At 70.1% G+C, this 14,532-nt stretch carries 14 protein-coding genes; 3 read left to right on the top strand and 11 right to left on the bottom strand.

Features of this window, described 5'->3' with window-relative positions:
• Positions 1-121: 121 nt before the first annotated feature.
• The 3 genes from BDK63_RS11845 to BDK63_RS11835 all read right to left on the bottom strand — a co-directional run bounded on the left by BDK63_RS11845 (position 122) and on the right by BDK63_RS11835 (position 2,655).
• Positions 122-1,120: a succinylglutamate desuccinylase gene (locus BDK63_RS11845; RefSeq protein ID WP_183332199.1), complete on the bottom strand. Its 999-nt coding sequence runs from the start codon at positions 1,118-1,120 to the stop codon at positions 122-124.
• An 8-nt stretch (positions 1,121-1,128) separates the two neighbouring features.
• The gene (locus tag BDK63_RS11840) at positions 1,129-1,938 is read right to left on the bottom strand and encodes a DUF1338 domain-containing protein (protein WP_246386061.1); all 810 of its coding nucleotides are present in this window, start codon (positions 1,936-1,938) and stop codon (positions 1,129-1,131) included.
• 168 nt (positions 1,939-2,106) lie between these two features.
• A complete protein-coding gene (locus BDK63_RS11835) occupies positions 2,107-2,655 on the bottom strand; it encodes a lipocalin family protein (protein ID WP_183332195.1) in 549 nt (182 codons plus the stop codon).
• Between the two features lie 126 nt (positions 2,656-2,781).
• Here BDK63_RS11835 and BDK63_RS11830 point away from each other — a divergent pair, with 126 nt between their 5' ends.
• Complete coding sequence (locus tag BDK63_RS11830; RefSeq protein ID WP_183332192.1) at positions 2,782-3,639, top strand: SAM-dependent methyltransferase; 858 nt, start codon at positions 2,782-2,784, stop codon at positions 3,637-3,639.
• A 68-nt stretch (positions 3,640-3,707) separates the two neighbouring features.
• Here the strand turns inward: BDK63_RS11830 and BDK63_RS11825 are convergent, their stop codons facing one another.
• The 3 genes from BDK63_RS11825 to BDK63_RS11815 all read right to left on the bottom strand — a co-directional run bounded on the left by BDK63_RS11825 (position 3,708) and on the right by BDK63_RS11815 (position 6,811).
• Positions 3,708-4,067: a hypothetical protein gene (locus tag BDK63_RS11825; RefSeq protein ID WP_183332190.1), complete on the bottom strand. Its 360-nt coding sequence runs from the start codon at positions 4,065-4,067 to the stop codon at positions 3,708-3,710.
• Positions 4,068-4,079: 12 nt separating this feature from the next.
• Positions 4,080-5,474 (bottom strand): NAD(P)/FAD-dependent oxidoreductase, encoded by a 1,395-nt coding sequence (locus BDK63_RS11820; RefSeq protein ID WP_183332188.1) that lies wholly within the window; start codon positions 5,472-5,474, stop codon positions 4,080-4,082.
• A gap of 263 nt (positions 5,475-5,737) precedes the next feature.
• Positions 5,738-6,811, bottom strand: a complete 1,074-nt coding sequence (locus BDK63_RS11815; RefSeq protein WP_183332186.1) for a tartrate dehydrogenase — start codon at positions 6,809-6,811, stop codon at positions 5,738-5,740.
• Between the two features lie 115 nt (positions 6,812-6,926).
• Here BDK63_RS11815 and BDK63_RS11810 point away from each other — a divergent pair, with 115 nt between their 5' ends.
• Positions 6,927-7,844, top strand: a complete 918-nt coding sequence (locus BDK63_RS11810) for a LysR substrate-binding domain-containing protein (RefSeq protein ID WP_183332184.1) — start codon at positions 6,927-6,929, stop codon at positions 7,842-7,844.
• Here the strand turns inward: BDK63_RS11810 and BDK63_RS11805 are convergent, their stop codons facing one another.
• Both BDK63_RS11805 and BDK63_RS11800 read right to left on the bottom strand, forming a co-directional pair.
• Positions 7,845-8,786, bottom strand: a complete 942-nt coding sequence (locus tag BDK63_RS11805) for an ABC transporter substrate-binding protein (protein ID WP_183332182.1) — start codon at positions 8,784-8,786, stop codon at positions 7,845-7,847.
• A gap of 83 nt (positions 8,787-8,869) precedes the next feature.
• Positions 8,870-10,042 (bottom strand): TauD/TfdA family dioxygenase, encoded by a 1,173-nt coding sequence (locus BDK63_RS11800; protein ID WP_246386059.1) that lies wholly within the window; start codon positions 10,040-10,042, stop codon positions 8,870-8,872.
• Positions 10,043-10,156: 114 nt separating this feature from the next.
• On the opposite strand from BDK63_RS11800, the gene BDK63_RS11795 reads away from it, so the two are divergent.
• Positions 10,157-11,032, top strand: a complete 876-nt coding sequence (locus BDK63_RS11795) for a LysR substrate-binding domain-containing protein (protein ID WP_183332180.1) — start codon at positions 10,157-10,159, stop codon at positions 11,030-11,032.
• On the opposite strand, the gene ltaE is transcribed toward BDK63_RS11795, so the two are convergent.
• The 3 genes from ltaE to BDK63_RS11780 are packed head-to-tail and all read right to left on the bottom strand — an operon-like array spanning position 11,022 to position 14,493.
• Positions 11,022-12,029 (bottom strand): low-specificity L-threonine aldolase, encoded by a 1,008-nt coding sequence (ltaE, locus tag BDK63_RS11790; RefSeq protein ID WP_183332177.1) that lies wholly within the window; start codon positions 12,027-12,029, stop codon positions 11,022-11,024. The genes BDK63_RS11795 and ltaE overlap by 11 nt on opposite strands.
• 33 nt (positions 12,030-12,062) lie before the next feature.
• On the bottom strand, positions 12,063-12,902 hold the full coding sequence (locus tag BDK63_RS11785) for a M90 family metallopeptidase (protein WP_183332175.1): 840 nt from the start codon (positions 12,900-12,902) through the stop codon (positions 12,063-12,065).
• Positions 12,903-12,921: 19 nt separating this feature from the next.
• Positions 12,922-14,493, bottom strand: a complete 1,572-nt coding sequence (locus BDK63_RS11780; protein WP_183332173.1) for a bifunctional GNAT family N-acetyltransferase/carbon-nitrogen hydrolase family protein — start codon at positions 14,491-14,493, stop codon at positions 12,922-12,924.
• Positions 14,494-14,532: the final 39 nt, after the last annotated feature.

The raw sequence follows: 14,532 nt of genomic DNA, 5'->3' as shown, positions 1-14,532 counted from the left end.
GCAGAGCGGGGCAGGGTCGCAAATGTACGACTTTTGTCTGATTCAGTCTCGGGGGTCATCGGGTGTCATCCTCCAACTTGTTGTTATTGGTCAGGTTGATCGTCTGCCTGGGGGCGTTTGCCTAGCGTGGATTGCCATTTTTCGGCGGCGGGCAGGGGCGCGCCAGCAGGGCGGCGCGGGCGCCGATCTCCACCCCCGCATTGGGGAAGACCACCGCCAGGGGCGCCTCGCCGACGTGGAAGTCCCCGGCCTCGGCATCCCGCGCCAGGTGGGTTCCCGGGGCAAACTCGGTGAAATTGGGGGTGTCGTCGGGGAAGGTCAGCCGGAACGCCTCGGCCTGGCGCATCAGCTCGTGCTCGACCCGGAAGAAGGCCATGGCCTCGGGGGCCTTCCCGGGGGGCTCGCGGCCCTCCGCCAGGGCCTCCAGCAGGGCGCGCATGGGGCGCAGCGGGGCCAGGTCATTGCCGCCGAAGGGGGCCACCCGGCCAAGCTCCAGGGTGAAGCCCTGGGCGCCGTGGTAGTGCCGCGAGTAGTGGGAAAAGGTCCAGCTGTGGCGGTGCTGGTGGAGCACCGCCTGGATCCCCGCGGCCGCCAGCCAGCGCCACTGCTCGGGGGCGACCGGGGTGTCCGCGAAGGGGCTCACCGCGAAGCGCGGGTAGCGGCTCTCGCGGATCGCCGTGTGCAGGTCGTAGTGCAGGGGCGCGAGGCCGGCGTGGCGGACGAAGAAGGCGTCCACCGCGGCCATCAGCTCGCGGGCCCGGTCCGGCTCGTCGCCGGCCAGCTCCTGGCCGCGCTGGAACAGGCGGTTGAGGTTGGTCTCGACGAAGCGCTCGGCGCGGCGGATCGCCGGCAGGTTGCCGAGGATCAGCAGCAGCGGGGCGCCGAGCCGGACCCGGCCGCCGTCGAGGCCGGCCAGCACCTCGCCGAGCAGCTCGATCGGCGCGGTCTCGTTGCCGTGCACGCCCACCGAGAGCACGCAGGCCCGGGCCTGGGCCCGGGGTGCCTCGGGCGCCAGCTCGAGGATGCCCGGCCCGTGCAGGCGCCAGCGGCCGAAGGGCAGGCGGCCCTCGGCGGGGAGGGCCTGGTCCGCCAGGCTGCGGTCGATCCAGTCGCCCAGCATGGCGGACCTCACCCGTGCCGCCGGATGTCGGTAGACTCGAAGATCCGGTCGGCGCTGGTCGCCACGAAGCCCTGGTAGAGGCGGCCCTCGGCGTCGGGGTAGCGCCTGGCGAACTCGTAGTAGCAGGTGGGGATCTCCTCCACGCGTCCGCCGGCGAAGGTGAAGGGCATGCGATCGGCCAGGGTGGAGCCCTGCTCCAGCAGCACCTCGGGGGAGCCCTTGACCCGGCCGCCGGCGGCGTTGATGCCGAGCCCCAGGGCCTCCACCCGGGCCAGGACCTGCTCGACGCCGGGGTAGCGCGTCAGACCGTTGACGCTGATGGTGAAGTGGTTGGCCCGCAGGCCGATGATCGAGAGCCAGGCGGCGTATTCGCTCTCCGCCATCAGGGTGCGGTAGGCCTCGAAGCTGGGCGCCTCCCAGAGCCGGCCGGCCCACATCACCTCCGGGTGGGCCACCCGGGCCGGGTCGACCTGGGCCACCAGGCCGTCGATGATGGCCTGGGCCTCGTCGGAGAGTTCGTCGCACTTCAGCTCGGAGAGGAAGACCCGCGGCTGGTCGCTGGCAGGCGGCAGGTAGCCCCAGGCGCGCAGCTTCTTCTCGCGGAACTCGTAGGGTTCCAGGGGGGTGTAGCCCAGCGCCAGCAGGTGCGGCTCCAGCCGGGCCAGCGAGAGGGGGCCGCGGTCGAAGGTGCGGAAGGCGACATGGTCGTTGACGATGTGCTCGCCCTCGGCCACGAAGGCGTCATGGATGCGGCTGGCCTGGGGCGTCATGGCGATGTAGTCGTCCCAGAGGCGGGAGAAGAATCGGGTGATGTCCATGGTCATGTTGTTGTGGTGCCCGGTGTCGGTGGGGAGAGAGGGCGCATGGCGCGCCCCGTGGTTCGCCCACCATTCCCCAGCCTGCCGCCGGGCGGCAAGAGGGGGCGTCGGCCTGGTGAAAGAGCCGGTGCCATCGTGAAACTCCACGCGGGGAGGGGCGTCGCGACCTCAGCGCCGCCAGGGGGCGCAGGCCTCGCCCTGCTCCACCTCGATCAGCTCCTCCACCGGGAAGGCCATGCGACGGGCGCGCTCGACCAGGTCGCGCCAGGTCGCCTCGTCCAGGGTCGGCGTGCGGGCCAGGATCCAGAGGTAGCGGCGATCCGGCCCGGCCACCAGGGACCACCGGTAATCGTCGTCCAGGGCGAGCACGTTGTAGCCGCCATAGAAGGGGCCGAAGAAGCTCACCTTTAGCCGGCCCACCGCCTCGTCGCCGATGAAGTAGGCACGCCCCTCGGCCTCGTCGGCCTCGCCGTCGGCGAGGTTAACGCCGCGGTTGATCACCCGCACCCCGCCGTCGTCGCGCCGGGAGTAGTCGGCGGTGACGCAGTCCAGGCCGCGCTCGAAGGAGTGGTCGAGCCGGGCGATCTCGTACCACTCGCCAAGGTAGCGCTCGAGCTCGAAGCCGGTGACCGGCTCGGTGCCCTTGGGGATGCCGGTGCAGCCGGCCAGCAGCAGGGTGCCGGCGGCGAGGGAGGCGAGCAGGGGAAGGCGAGGCATGGGGAGCTCCTTTCCGTGGGGTGCTGGGGATAGCCGGCGCCGCGGGGTAACTGCGACCTTTTGCAGGATGGGGGAGGGCGTGCCGGCAGGCTAGACTGACCCCCCGCCGTTCGCCAGGAGGCCACCATGACCGATCACGCCCGCCATCTCAATGCCCACTATGATGCCCTTGTCGCCGGGGGCGGGGGAAGCCTGGTGGCCCGGCTGCAGGCGGCCTTCCGGGCTGCCGGGTGCGACCCGGACCAGCTGACCCTGGACGCAGTGGCCGGCATCGACCAGCTGCACCTGGGCGGGCGTGCCGCCAGCCGCTCCCTGGCCGCGCTGGGCGAGCTCGAGCCCGGTGCGCGGGTGCTGGACGTGGGCTGCGGCACCGGCGGGGCCGCCAGGCTGCTGGCCGACGAGTTCGGCTGCGAGGTGGTCGGTGTCGATATCACCGCCGCCTTCGTCGCGGCGGCGGAGTGGCTGAGCGCGGCCACGGGGCTTGCCGGGCGCACCCGCTTCCTGTGCGCCGATGCCGCGCATACCCCGCTCACCGGTGCCGGCTTCGATCTCGTCTGGTGCCAGCATGCCCTGATGAACATGCCGGACGTGCCCGCTGTGCTGGCCGAGTGGCGGCGCCTGCTGGTGCCCGGTGGCCGGGTGCTGCTCCACGAGGTGGTGGCCGGCGACAATCCCGAGCCGCTGGCGCTGCCGGTGCCCTGGGCGCGCACGGCGGCGACCAGCCATCTGCAGCGGCGCGAGGCGCTGGAGGCGAGCCTCGAGACGGCGGGCTTCATGCCGGTGTGCGTGCGCGACGTGACCGAGGCGGCGCTGGCCTGGCGGCAGAAGCACACTCGCCGGGAGGCGGGGGGCGAGACGCCCCCGCCGTTGCCGGGACCGGCACTGATCTTCGGGCCCGAATTCGCCGAGATGGGTCGCAACCTGCGCGACAACCTGGCTGGCGGCAAGGTCCGGATCCTGGAAGGGACGTGGCGCCTGGCCTGATCTCCTGGTCGCCGGACAGCCGGGTCGCCGGACCGCCACGACGGGGCAGCGCCCCGTCGCCCCGGGGGTCAGTGGGCGTCGCCCAGGCTCACGTAGCGGGGCGCGCGCACCAGGTAGCTGAGCGGATGCAGCACCAGCCAGGCGGCGATGGTCAGGCCGATCACGGCGCCGATCATCGCCACCCAGTCGAAGGCGGTGGCCACATAGCCCAGCTTCGAGTGGGTGAAGGCGGGAATCCACCACAGCCCCGAGAGGCCCACCGCCAAGGAGGCCAGGTTGGTGCCCAGGCAGCGGTAGTGGAGCGCGCGGTAGCCGCGCAGGCGGGCCACCAGCTGGACCAGCACCAGCACCGCCAGGGCGCCCAGGATCCACCACAGGAAGGGGGCCAGGGCATACATCAGGATGGTCAGTGCACCTTGAATCGTCATGATCGTCTCTCCTCAGGCCTGGCCTTCCAGCACGGCATAGTAGGCCGGCTGCAGCATGCGGTCCTTCATCACCCAGGCCGCCCAGGACTCGTCGCGGGGGTCGATGAAGGGAAATGAGGGCAGGAAGTCCATGTCGTTGTCGTAGCCGAACTCCACCAGCATCGCCTTGCCGATATCGGTGATCAGCGGGCAGGAGGTATAGCCGTTGTAACGGGCCGGCAGCGGTTGCTCCTGCATCTGGGCCAGCAGGTTGGCCTCGACGACCGGGGCCTGGGCCTTGACGCTGGCGGCGGTCTTGTTGATCGGCGCGCCGATCACGTCGCCGATGCCGAACACCTCCGGGTAGCGGTTGTGCTGCAGGGTGTGGATATCCACATCCAGCCACTCGCCGCGGAAGGGGCCTTCATGGGCGATCAGGTCGCTCTCGCGCACGAAATCCGGGGCGCTCATGGGCGGCACCACATGGATGAAGTCGTAGTCGACCACCTCGGTCATCTCCCCCTCGCGGCCGAACTCGGCCTGGCGCAGCTCATGGTGGGAGGTGAACTCGCTGGCCGGCCCGACGAAGGTGAACTCGGCCTGCCGGGCGGCAGGGTCGATGGCAGAGAGTCGGTAGTGGTGGCGGCGGTTGATGCCCTCGTCGTCGAAGCGCTGCTTGAGGAAGTCGTTGATCCAGGGCTGGCTGAACATGCCGGCGCCGGGGGTGAGGTAGTCGAGCTGGAAGGCGTCGCGACGGCCGGTGTCGCGGATGCGGGACAGGGTGGTGAAGGTCATCTTGATCGGCGCGCCGGCGCACTTCACCGGGGTGGGAGCCGCGGTGAACAGGCCCTTGCCACCGCCCTTGGCCAGCCAGGCGTCGATGGCATCGCGGGTGCGGGTGGCGCCCTCGATGCTGGCATAGACGCTGCCGATGCCGTGGGTCCCGACCAGGTCCGGCGACATGCCGTCGATCAGGTGGTAGTTGAGCTGCAGGCCGGTGGCCACCACCAGGTAGTCGTACTCCAGCACGCTGGCATCGGCGAGCGAAATCCGGCGCTGCTCGGCATCGATGCCCACGGCGGGCTGTCGCACCCAGTCCACGCCCGCGGGTACGAAGTTGGCATTGGGGCGCATGGTCTTGTCGGGCTGCCACACGCCCGAGGCCACCAGGGTCCATCCCGGCTGGTAGTGGTGGATCTCGCGCGGTTCGACGAGCGAGATGCGGGCGCCGTCCAGACGGCGGGAGAGGCGATTGGCCATGGCCATGCCGGCGGCACCGCCGCCGAGGATGACGATGCGCGCGCGGGTGGAGAGGGTGCTGGCCTGCAGGCTGCCCAGGGGCAGCAGGCCGGCCGCGCCGGCACCCAGCCCCAGCTTGAGGAGCTGGCGCCGGTCCAGGCGGACAGGGGCAAGGGGGGAGCGGGACATGTCGGGACTCCTGCGTGATGGGTCGAGCTGTCATTGTTATATACTTATAACTCACGATATTTATAATCTAGTCTTAATCCTGTCGCCCATCCTCTCTTGGTATGCGGCAGCTTGACGCAAGTCAGGAGTTGCTGCCCTTTCGACGAGGAAAGCCCCCGAATTCCCGCACGCGGTCGTCTCCTCCAACGCGAGCGGCCCCCGCCATGGCGGGGGCCGCGCTGTCTCCGGTGGGGCCTTCGGGCGAGTGTCCGGGAGGGCGTGCCTCAGCCCGCGAGGCGTGCCGCGATGGCCCGGCCCAGACTCTCGGTGGTGCCGGTGCCACCCACGTCGGGAGTGAGTAAGCTCTTGTCGCCCTCGGCCAGCACCGCCTCGAAGGCGGCGACGATGGCGTCGCCGGCTTCCTTGTGGCCCAGGTGCTCGAGCATCATGGCGCCGGACCAGACCTGGCCGATGGGGTTGGCGATGCCCTTGCCCGCGATGTCCGGGGCGCTGCCGTGCACCGGCTCGAAGAGGCTGGGGAAGGTGCCCTCGGGGTTGATGTTGGCCGAGGGGGCCACGCCGATGGTGCCGGTACAGGCCGGGCCCAGGTCGGAGAGGATGTCGCCGAACAGGTTGCTGGCCACCACCACGTCGAACCAGTCCGGGTGCATCACGAAGTTGGCGGTGAGGATGTCGATGTGGAACTGGTCCACGGCGACGTCGGGGTAGTTCGCCCCCATGGCGGCCACGCGCTCGTCCCACCAGGGCATGGTGATGGCGATGCCGTTGGACTTGGTGGCCGAGGTGAGCTTCTTGCGGGGGCGCGAGGCGGCGAGCTCATAGGCGAACTTCAGCACCCGGTCGGTGCCGTGGCGGGTCATCACCGTCTCCTGGATCACCACCTCGCGGTCGGTGCCCTCGAACATCTTGCCGCCGACGCTGGAATACTCCCCCTCGGTGTTCTCGCGCACTACGTAGAAGTCGATGTCGCCGGGCTTGCGGTTCGCCAGGGGGCTCTTGATGCCCGGCAGCAGCCGGCAGGGGCGCAGGTTGATGTACTGGTCGAAGCGGCGGCGGAACTGCAGCAGCGAGCCCCACAGCGAGATGTGATCCGGCACGGTGGCCGGCCAGCCGACCGCGCCATAGAAGATGGCATCGAAGTCCTTGAGGGTCTCGAACCAGTCGTCGGGCAGCATCTGGCCGTGCTCGGCGTAGTAGTCGCAGCTGGCGAAGTCGAAGTGCGCAAGTTCCAGGTCGATGTCGAAGCGGGCGGCGGCGGCCTCGAGGGCGCGCAGCCCCTCGGGCATGACTTCCTTGCCGATGCCGTCACCGGGGATCACGGCGATTCTGTGGGTCATGTCGGGCTTCCTCGCTATCCGGGATGGGGTTGGACTCCCGGCAGTCTAGCCCTCCTCGTTCCGTCGATAATCGGGCTAAAATGCAATGTATTGTTGAGAAGAAGTGGAGAATCCGGTGGCCCAGCTCGATGACCTGGCCTTCTTCCAGCGCCTGGCCCAGGCCGGCAGCCTCACGGCCACCGCCCGGGAGCTCGGCCTGTCGCTGTCGGCGGTAAGCAAGCGGCTCAAGCAGCTCGAGGCCCGCCTGGGCGCGACCCTGGCCAGCCGCACCACCCGCCGCCTGGCCCTGACCCCGGAGGGCGAGCGCTATCTCGTGCGCGGGGCGGCGATCCTCGAGGAGCTGGTCGAGCTGGAGGAGGCGCTGGGGGCGCAGCGCGCCGAGCTCACCGGCCCGCTCAAGATCAACGCCACCTTCGGTTTCGGGCGGCGCCACGTGGCGCCGCTGCTGTCGAGCTTCCGTGCCCGCCACCCGGGGGTGGAGAGCACGCTTGAGCTGACCAACTTCCCGCTGACCCCGGGGGAGCAGGGGGTGGATATCGGCATCCGGGTGGGGGAGCCCCCCGACTCGCGCCTGGTGGCCCGGCGCATCCTCGCCAACCGCCGGGTGCTGTGCGCCTCGCCCGGCTACGTGGCGCGCATGGCACCGCTGGCCACGCCGGCGGACCTGGCGGCCCACCCCTGCCTGGTGCTGCGCGAGAACGACAGCGACTTCGCCCTGTGGCGACTGGAGCGCCGCGACGGGCAGGACGGGGAGCAGGCGATCAAGGTGTCGGGGCCGCTGGCCAGCAACGACGGCGAGGTGATCGTGGGGCTGGCGCTGGACGGCCACGGCATCGCGCTGCGCTCCTGGTGGGACGTCCACGAGCACCTGGCCGCCGGCCGGCTCGTCGAGCTGCTGCCCGGCTGGCGGGGCGTGCGCGCCGACTTCCATGCGGTCTACCCCCAGCGCCGCCATGTGCCGGCGCGCCTGCGTGCCTTCCTCGACCACCTGGCCGAGGGGATGGTCGGCCGGGTGCCGCCGCAGGATGTCTGATCAGAGGTCGAGAGCCGCCTGGACTCGTGGCCAGGCCGGTTCACCGTCGCGGCCATTCACGTCTGTCAGCATCGCCTCGACGCGTTCCGCGTTGTCGTGGATCCACTCGGTGGCCACGTCGGTTGGGTCGCGCTCCTGCTGGCCGTACTCCTGGATCATCCAGCTCTGCTCCTCGGCGCTGAAGGTGAAGGCTTCGAAGAAGCTGACCAGCTCGGGGTTGGCCTCGGCGTAGTCGCTGCGAATCAGCGTCAGCACATCGCTCTCGCCGTTGTTCTCACCGAACAGGTCCTGCGGGTCATCGAGGTAACGCATCGGCAGCTCGAGGTTCATCCAGTGCGGCGTCCAGCCGACCCAGACGATGGCCTCCTCGCGGGAGATGGCATCCTGGGCGGCACTCAGCATGCCCACTTCGCTGGTGTCGACCAGGCGCCAGTCGCCGAGCCCCCAGGTGTCTGCGGCGATCGCCGCTTCGAGGATCTCGCTGGCGGCTGAGCCGGCCCCGAAGCCGTGAATCTGGCCGTTGAACAGTTCACGGTTGGCGTCCAGGTCGGCGAAGCTCCGGATACCCTTCTCATGGAGGTACTCGGGTACCGCAAGGGTCATCTGGGCGCCGTCGACGTTGTTGGTCAGCGCGCGCAGCCGGCCATCGTCTTCGCGGGGTTCGAACATCTCGCGCTGTGCGGGCATCCAGCCGCCCAGGAAGACGTCGATATCACCGCTGTCCATGCCCTGGTAGATCACCTGCAGGCCCAGGTTGTGGGTGCGTGTCTCGTAGCCCAGCGGGGCCAGCAGCTGCTCGGCGATCGCTGTCTTGACGGTGATGCCGGGCCAGGCGGGAACGCCGAAGTCGAGGGTCGTCTCATCGGCATGGGCATGGAGTGCCAGGCCGCCTAGCAGGCCGCCGGTGAGCAGTACGCTTGGCCAGGTCAGGGGGGCAGTCATGGAGTTTCTCCTGTCTTGATGGTGGGTCGACGCCGCCGGCAAATATGCTTGTCGTGGCCGGCGGCATCACGGGTAAGCGGTGCTCAGCGCCGGCGTGCCAGCACCCGCAGCCGCGACTCGAGCAGGTCGCGGTCGAGGTAGGTGCCCTGCAGGTGGCGGGCACCGGTGTTGGGATCGAAGGCACGGCGACCGTGCAGCACCCGACGGTTGTCGAAGGCGACCATTTCGCCAGGGGCCAGGCTGAAGTCGAGCTGGAAGCGCGGCGAGTGGAGCAGCTGCCAGAAGTGGCGATAGGCGCGGTACCAGGCCGCCATGCGCTCGGCGGGCAGGCGCAGGGTGTCGCGGATCCAGTTGTTGAAGCGCAGCTCTACCACGCGGCCCTGGTTGTCGCAGCCGATCACCGGCGCGCGCACGGCAATGTCGTGCGTCTCGTCCTGGAAGCGGAAGTCGATGGCCTCCTCGCTGAGCAACCGAAAGGCCTCGGGGTCTGCCTCGCGAAGCGCTTCGGCGACCTGGATGCCGTCGGCGAACAGCGATTCACCCCCCTCGGCCTCGTTCTGCAGGCAGTAGAGCAGCTGGATATCCGGGGGCTGACGCCAGTTGGGCAGGTCGATGTGCAGCGCCAGGCCGATAGCGGTGTAGGCGGCGTTGTTGGGGTTGGGCTTGGAGCGCACGTCGAAGCGAGCGCCGAAGTTGGTGGCTCGCTGGGGGCCGATGCGCTCCGCCAGGCGGCTGACCTCCTCGTCGACCAGCGGGCCCTGTTCGATCAGCGCCAGGCCGTCGCGCAGCAGCGCCTCGAGCCAGGTCGATTCCCCCTCCGGGGACAGGAAGTCGGCATGGCTGACGCACACCGGCGTGAAGCCCTCGCGCCAGGCCCGGGGAGCGGGGACGGGACTCGCCTGCGGTGCCTCGGGGCGGCGCTGGTGCAGCCAGCCGGCGGCGAAGCGGCTCTCGTGGCCATCCTCCCAGCGCAGCCACAGATGGCCGGCCTCGAGGCGTGTCTCGGGCGGCGTGGTCACCTCGTCCAGGGGTACATGCAGGCGCTCGCGGGTCTGGGGGTGGCGGCACTCCCGACAGGGGCAGTGGTCGCGCAGCCAGATGAAGGGCAGGCGGGTTCGCGCGCCATCCTCCCAGGCCAGCACGATCGCTGCCTCGTCGGCGCGGGCCTCGGCCAACAGCGGCGTGGCGGGGATGGGCGCAAGCTCGGCCATGTCCGGTGCGGTGGCCTGGTGCGGGGTATCGGCGACAAGGGGCATGGCGTCTCCTCGGTCAGGGGAGGGTAGAGGGGCTCAGGATGGGGAGTCGCGCGGGCGGTGACAAACGATTAATCTGGCGCCTATGCCCCAATAAAGCTTATGAGTGATTTGGCCATGACCCCCTTGCCGCCGCTGACATGGCTGCAGGCCTTCGAGGCCGCCGCGCGCACCCTCAGCTTCACCGCCGCCGGCCGTGAGCTGGGGGTGACCCAGGCAGCCATCAGCCAGCGCATCCGCCTGCTGGAGGACCGCCTCGGGCACAAGCTCTTCGTGCGCCACCCGCGCAGCCTCACCCTGACCCCGGCCGGACAGGCCTGGCTGCCCAGCATTCACGACGCTTTCTCGCGCATGGCAGAGGGTACCGCCGAGGTGTTCGGCGGTGCGGCCGACCACAGCGTGACGCTGCGCACCACGCCGGTGATCCAGCAGGATTGGCTGGCGCCACGCCTGCCGCGCCTGCGGCGGGCACACCCGGCGGTGTCGCTGCGCCTGGTCAGCGCCATCTGGCCCGACGACTTCGGCCCGGAGGGGGCTGACATCGAGATTCGCTACGGTCATGGCGACTGGGCCGGGGTGGAGGCGCTGTCGCTGGGTGAGGAGTGGCTGGTACCGGCCTGCGCGCCCGACGTCGCCGAGCGGCTGCTGGCGCCTGCCGACCTGGCGGGCCACACACTGCTGCACGCCCTGGGCTTCGGCGCCGGATGGCCGGCCTGGCTGGAGGCGGCGGGGGTGGGAGGGCTCGAGCGCCGCTGCGACTCGCTCGCCTGCGACAACCAGGTGATGACACTGGCCCTGGCCGCCCGGGGAGTCGGGGTCGCCCTGGCCCATCGACGCCTGCTGGCCGAGCGCCGCGATCTGGTGGTGCCCTTCGACCCCGGGCTGCACTGCCCGGAGCGCTTCTGGCTGGTACGGCCGAGCCGCCGCGAGGTCGCCGACGACGCCGATCAGGTATGGCGCTGGCTGCTCGCCGAACGCGAGCTCAGCGACTGAGGCGGTAGTCGGCGATCGCCTCGATCACCGTCTCGATGTCGGCATGGCTGACGTCGCGATGGGCGACGAAGCGGGTGGAGTAGAGCAGCTCGACCAGGATGCCGCGCGCCTCCAGCCAGGCCCTGAGGGGCTCCCGGTCGGCCTCCGGGAAACGGGCGAAGACCATGTTGGTGGCCCGGGAGACCACCTCGACACCGTCGATGCTGGCCAGCCCCTCGGCGAGGCGCTCGGCCTTGCGGTGATCCTCAGCCAGGTCGGCGACGTGGTGGTCGAGGGCGTGGTGGCAGGCGGCGGCCAGCACGCCGGCCTGGCGCATGCCGCCGCCGAGCACCTTGCGCCAGCGCCGCGCCTCGCCGACCAGCGCCGGCGTGCCCACCAGCACCGAACCCACCGGGGCGCCGAGCCCCTTGGAGAAGCACAGCGAGACGCTGTCGAAGGGGGCGCAGAGCGCGGCCAGCGGGGTGTCGGTGGCCACCGCGGCGTTGAACAGCCGGGCGCCGTCCAGGTGGGTGGCCAGGCCATGCTCGCGGGCCAGGTCGGTGGCCGCCGCCACGTAGCCGGCATCCAGCACCTTGCCGCCGATGGTGTTCTCCAGCGCCAGCAGGCGGGTGCGGGCGAAGTGGAAGTCGTCGGGCTTGATCGCCGCGCGGATGCGCTCCAGGGGCAGCGAGCCGTCGCCGTCATGCTCCACCGGCTGGGGCTGGATGCCACCGAGCACGGCGGCGCCGCCCCCCTCGTACTTGTAGGTGTGGGCCTGCTGGCCGGCGATATATTCGTCGCCGCGCTGGCAGTGGGCCAGCAGGGCGGCCAGGTTGCTCTGGGTGCCGCTGGGGAAGAGCAGGGCGGCGGCCTTGCCGGCGCGCTCGGCCACGGCGGCCTCGAAGCGCGTGACGCTGGGATCGTCGCCCCAGACGTCGTCGCCCACCGGGGCCTCGGCCATGGCGGCGCGCATGGGCGGGGTGGGGCGGGTGACGGTATCGCTGCGCAGGTCGATCATGGGCGCCTCCTCGGGGTAACGGTGACCGGCGGGTCAGTGGCGGTCGTGGTGGGTGGCCTCGATCTCCTCGAGGTCGCGTTCGGGCAGCCGGGCCAGCGGGTCCTGGCGGAAGTAGCGGGCCAGCAGGTCATGGAGCGCCGGATAGGCATCATGCAACAGGTCCGGGGCGGTGAAGAAGGCCTCGCAGCACACCGCGAAGCATTCCCCCGGGTGGGTGGCGGCGTAGTCGTCGATGGGCGTGGGCTCGCCGCGCTCGAGATGCGCCTGGAGGTCCTCCCAGACGGCCATGAAGACCCGATGCCACTCCCGCGGGTCGATCTCCCGCGGCAGCGGCGGGAAGCCGTCCACGTCCAGGGAGTTGCCCATGTCGAGCTTGTGGGCGAACTCGTGGATCAGCACGTTGAAGCCCGAGAAGTCGCCGCTCTCCATCAGGTCGGGGAAGGCCACCACCACCGGGCCCTGGTAGGAGGTCTCGCCGGCGCGCTCGTCGTCGTACTCGTGCATCACCCCGAACTCGTCCATCTCCTCCACCCGGCGCTGGAAGGCGTCGGGCAGCACCAGCACCTCGTGGACGTTGGCGAAGGCCTCGGCGTGGTCGTCGTCGCTCCAGCCCAGGGTCAGCAGGCAGGCCTGGGCGGCCAGCGCCAGCTGGGCGGGCAGGTCGAAGGGGGTAGACTCGGAAAGTTCCGGGTGCAGGCTCAGGCGCTTGGCATGCAGGAACTGCCAGGCGCGCTCCCCCAGCGCCGCCGCCTCGGCGTCACCCAGGGCGGCGAGCAGCGGCAGCCGCCCGCGGGCCTCGGCCCAGGCCGCGTCGGGGAAGGGGTGGCGGGCGGCGAAGCGTTCGGCCCGCCAGCGTTTCAGGCGCCCCAGCATCGGCTCTCCTCCGCGCTCCTCAGCCCTCTTCCAGATCCGCACCTGACTTCCATGACCAGTCACGCCAGCGCAGGTCGAAGAGGTCCTTGCGGCGGTCCTTGAGGTTGGTCACCGAGCCCTCGTTGCGCACCATGGTCAGCCGCGTCAGGTCCAGGTCCGAGAAGAAGATCATCTCGGTGTTGGGGGTCGTCTCGTTGAGCACGGCGTCGTGGGGGAAGGCGAAGTCCGAGGGCGAGAAGACCGACGACTGGGCGTACTGGATGTCGAGGTTCTCGATGGAGGGCACGTTGCCCACGCTGCCGCACAGCACCACGTAGCACTCGTTCTCGATGGCCCGGGCCTGGGCGCAGTGGCGTACCCGCAGGTAGCCGTTCTTGGTGTCGGTCCAGAAGGGCACGAAGAGGATGTCCATGTCCTGCTCGGCCAGCAGCCGCGGCAGCTCCGGGAACTCCACGTCGTAGCAGATCAGGATGCCGACGCGGCCGGCGTCGGTATCGAAGACCTGCAGGTCGTGGCCGCCCTCGATCACCCAGTCGCGCCGCTCCTGGGGGGTGATGTGCAGCTTGGCCTGGCACTCGATCTCGCCGTCCCGGTGGCAGAGGTAGCTGACGTTGTAGAGGCGGTCGTCCTCGCCCACCTCGATCATGGAACCGGCCACGATATTGATGTTGTAGGAGACCGCCATGCGCGACAGCTCGGCCTTGAACTGCTCGGTGAAGCTGGCCAGGAAGCGGATGGCGGCGACCTGGTCCTGCTGGGCGGCGCGGTCCTGGAGGCCCATCAGCGGGGCGTTGAACAGCTCCGGGAAGACCGCGAAGTCGCTCTTGTAGCCCGAGAGCGCATCGACGAAGTACTCCACCTGCTGCAGCACCGCCTCCACCGAGTCGAACTCGCGCATCTGCCACTGCACCGCGCCGATCCGCACCTGGGTCTTGCGGGTGTCGAGCACCAGCTCGGCGGGCTCGAAGAGGAAGTTGTTCCACTCCAGCAGGGTGGCGAAGCCCTGGGACTTCTCGTCCTCGGGCAGGTAGTCGCGCAGCAGGCGCTTGACCTGGAAGTCGTTGGCCAGCTGGAAGGAGAGGATGGGGTCGTGGATCTCCTTGCGGGCCACCCGGTCGATGTACTGGGTGGGGGAGAGCTCCTCGGCGTGCCGGTGGTACTGGGGAATGCGCCCGCCGGCCAGGATCGCCCGCAGGTTCAGCGAGCGGCACAGCTCCTTGCGGGCGTCATACAGGCGCCGCCCCAGGCGGTAGCCGCGGTACTCCGGGTGGATCAGCACGTCGAGGCCATACATGGCATCGCCGTCCGGGTCGTCGAGGATCACCTCGCGCTTGCCGATCAGGTCGTCGTACTTGTGGGGATTGGTGAACTCGTCATAGTCGACCCGCGCGGTCAGCGCCATGCCCACCAGCCGGCCGTCGTCCTCGATGACGATCTGGCCGTCCGGGAAGGAGGCGATCAGCGTATCGATGGTGTGCTGCGACCAGGCGCCGCCGATGTCGTGGTAGACGGCATCCATCAGCGCCTCGAGCTGGGGATAGTCCTCGGGCGTCAGGTTGCGCAGCGTCAGGTGCAGGTCGTCGAGGGACATGGTGCATCCTTGTCGGTCGGGGGCAGAGCGAAAAGTCTA

Source organism: Halomonas campaniensis (genome assembly GCF_014193375.1).
GTDB classification, from domain to species: Bacteria; Pseudomonadota; Gammaproteobacteria; order Pseudomonadales; family Halomonadaceae; genus Halomonas; species Halomonas campaniensis.
Note: the sequence above shows the minus strand (reverse complement) of the source record. Positions and strands in the feature narration are given on the sequence as shown.

Excerpts from the sequence above, each read along its gene's own strand:
- BDK63_RS11845 (WP_183332199.1), bottom strand. The coding sequence starts at position 1,120 with ATGCTGGGCGACTGGATCGACCGCAGCCTGGCGGACCAGGCCCTCCCC.
- BDK63_RS11840 (WP_246386061.1), bottom strand. The coding sequence starts at position 1,938 with ATGGACATCACCCGATTCTTCTCCCGCCTCTGGGACGACTACATCGCC.
- BDK63_RS11835 (WP_183332195.1), bottom strand. The coding sequence starts at position 2,655 with ATGCCTCGCCTTCCCCTGCTCGCCTCCCTCGCCGCCGGCACCCTGCTG.
- BDK63_RS11830 (WP_183332192.1), top strand. The coding sequence starts at position 2,782 with ATGACCGATCACGCCCGCCATCTCAATGCCCACTATGATGCCCTTGTC.
- BDK63_RS11825 (WP_183332190.1), bottom strand. The coding sequence starts at position 4,067 with ATGACGATTCAAGGTGCACTGACCATCCTGATGTATGCCCTGGCCCCC.
- BDK63_RS11820 (WP_183332188.1), bottom strand. The coding sequence starts at position 5,474 with ATGTCCCGCTCCCCCCTTGCCCCTGTCCGCCTGGACCGGCGCCAGCTC.
- BDK63_RS11815 (WP_183332186.1), bottom strand. The coding sequence starts at position 6,811 with ATGACCCACAGAATCGCCGTGATCCCCGGTGACGGCATCGGCAAGGAA.
- BDK63_RS11805 (WP_183332182.1), bottom strand. The coding sequence starts at position 8,786 with ATGACTGCCCCCCTGACCTGGCCAAGCGTACTGCTCACCGGCGGCCTG.
- BDK63_RS11800 (WP_246386059.1), bottom strand. The coding sequence starts at position 10,042 with ATGCCCCTTGTCGCCGATACCCCGCACCAGGCCACCGCACCGGACATG.
- BDK63_RS11795 (WP_183332180.1), top strand. The coding sequence starts at position 10,157 with ATGACCCCCTTGCCGCCGCTGACATGGCTGCAGGCCTTCGAGGCCGCC.
- ltaE (WP_183332177.1), bottom strand. The coding sequence starts at position 12,029 with ATGATCGACCTGCGCAGCGATACCGTCACCCGCCCCACCCCGCCCATG.
- BDK63_RS11785 (WP_183332175.1), bottom strand. The coding sequence starts at position 12,902 with ATGCTGGGGCGCCTGAAACGCTGGCGGGCCGAACGCTTCGCCGCCCGC.
- BDK63_RS11780 (WP_183332173.1), bottom strand. The coding sequence starts at position 14,493 with ATGTCCCTCGACGACCTGCACCTGACGCTGCGCAACCTGACGCCCGAG.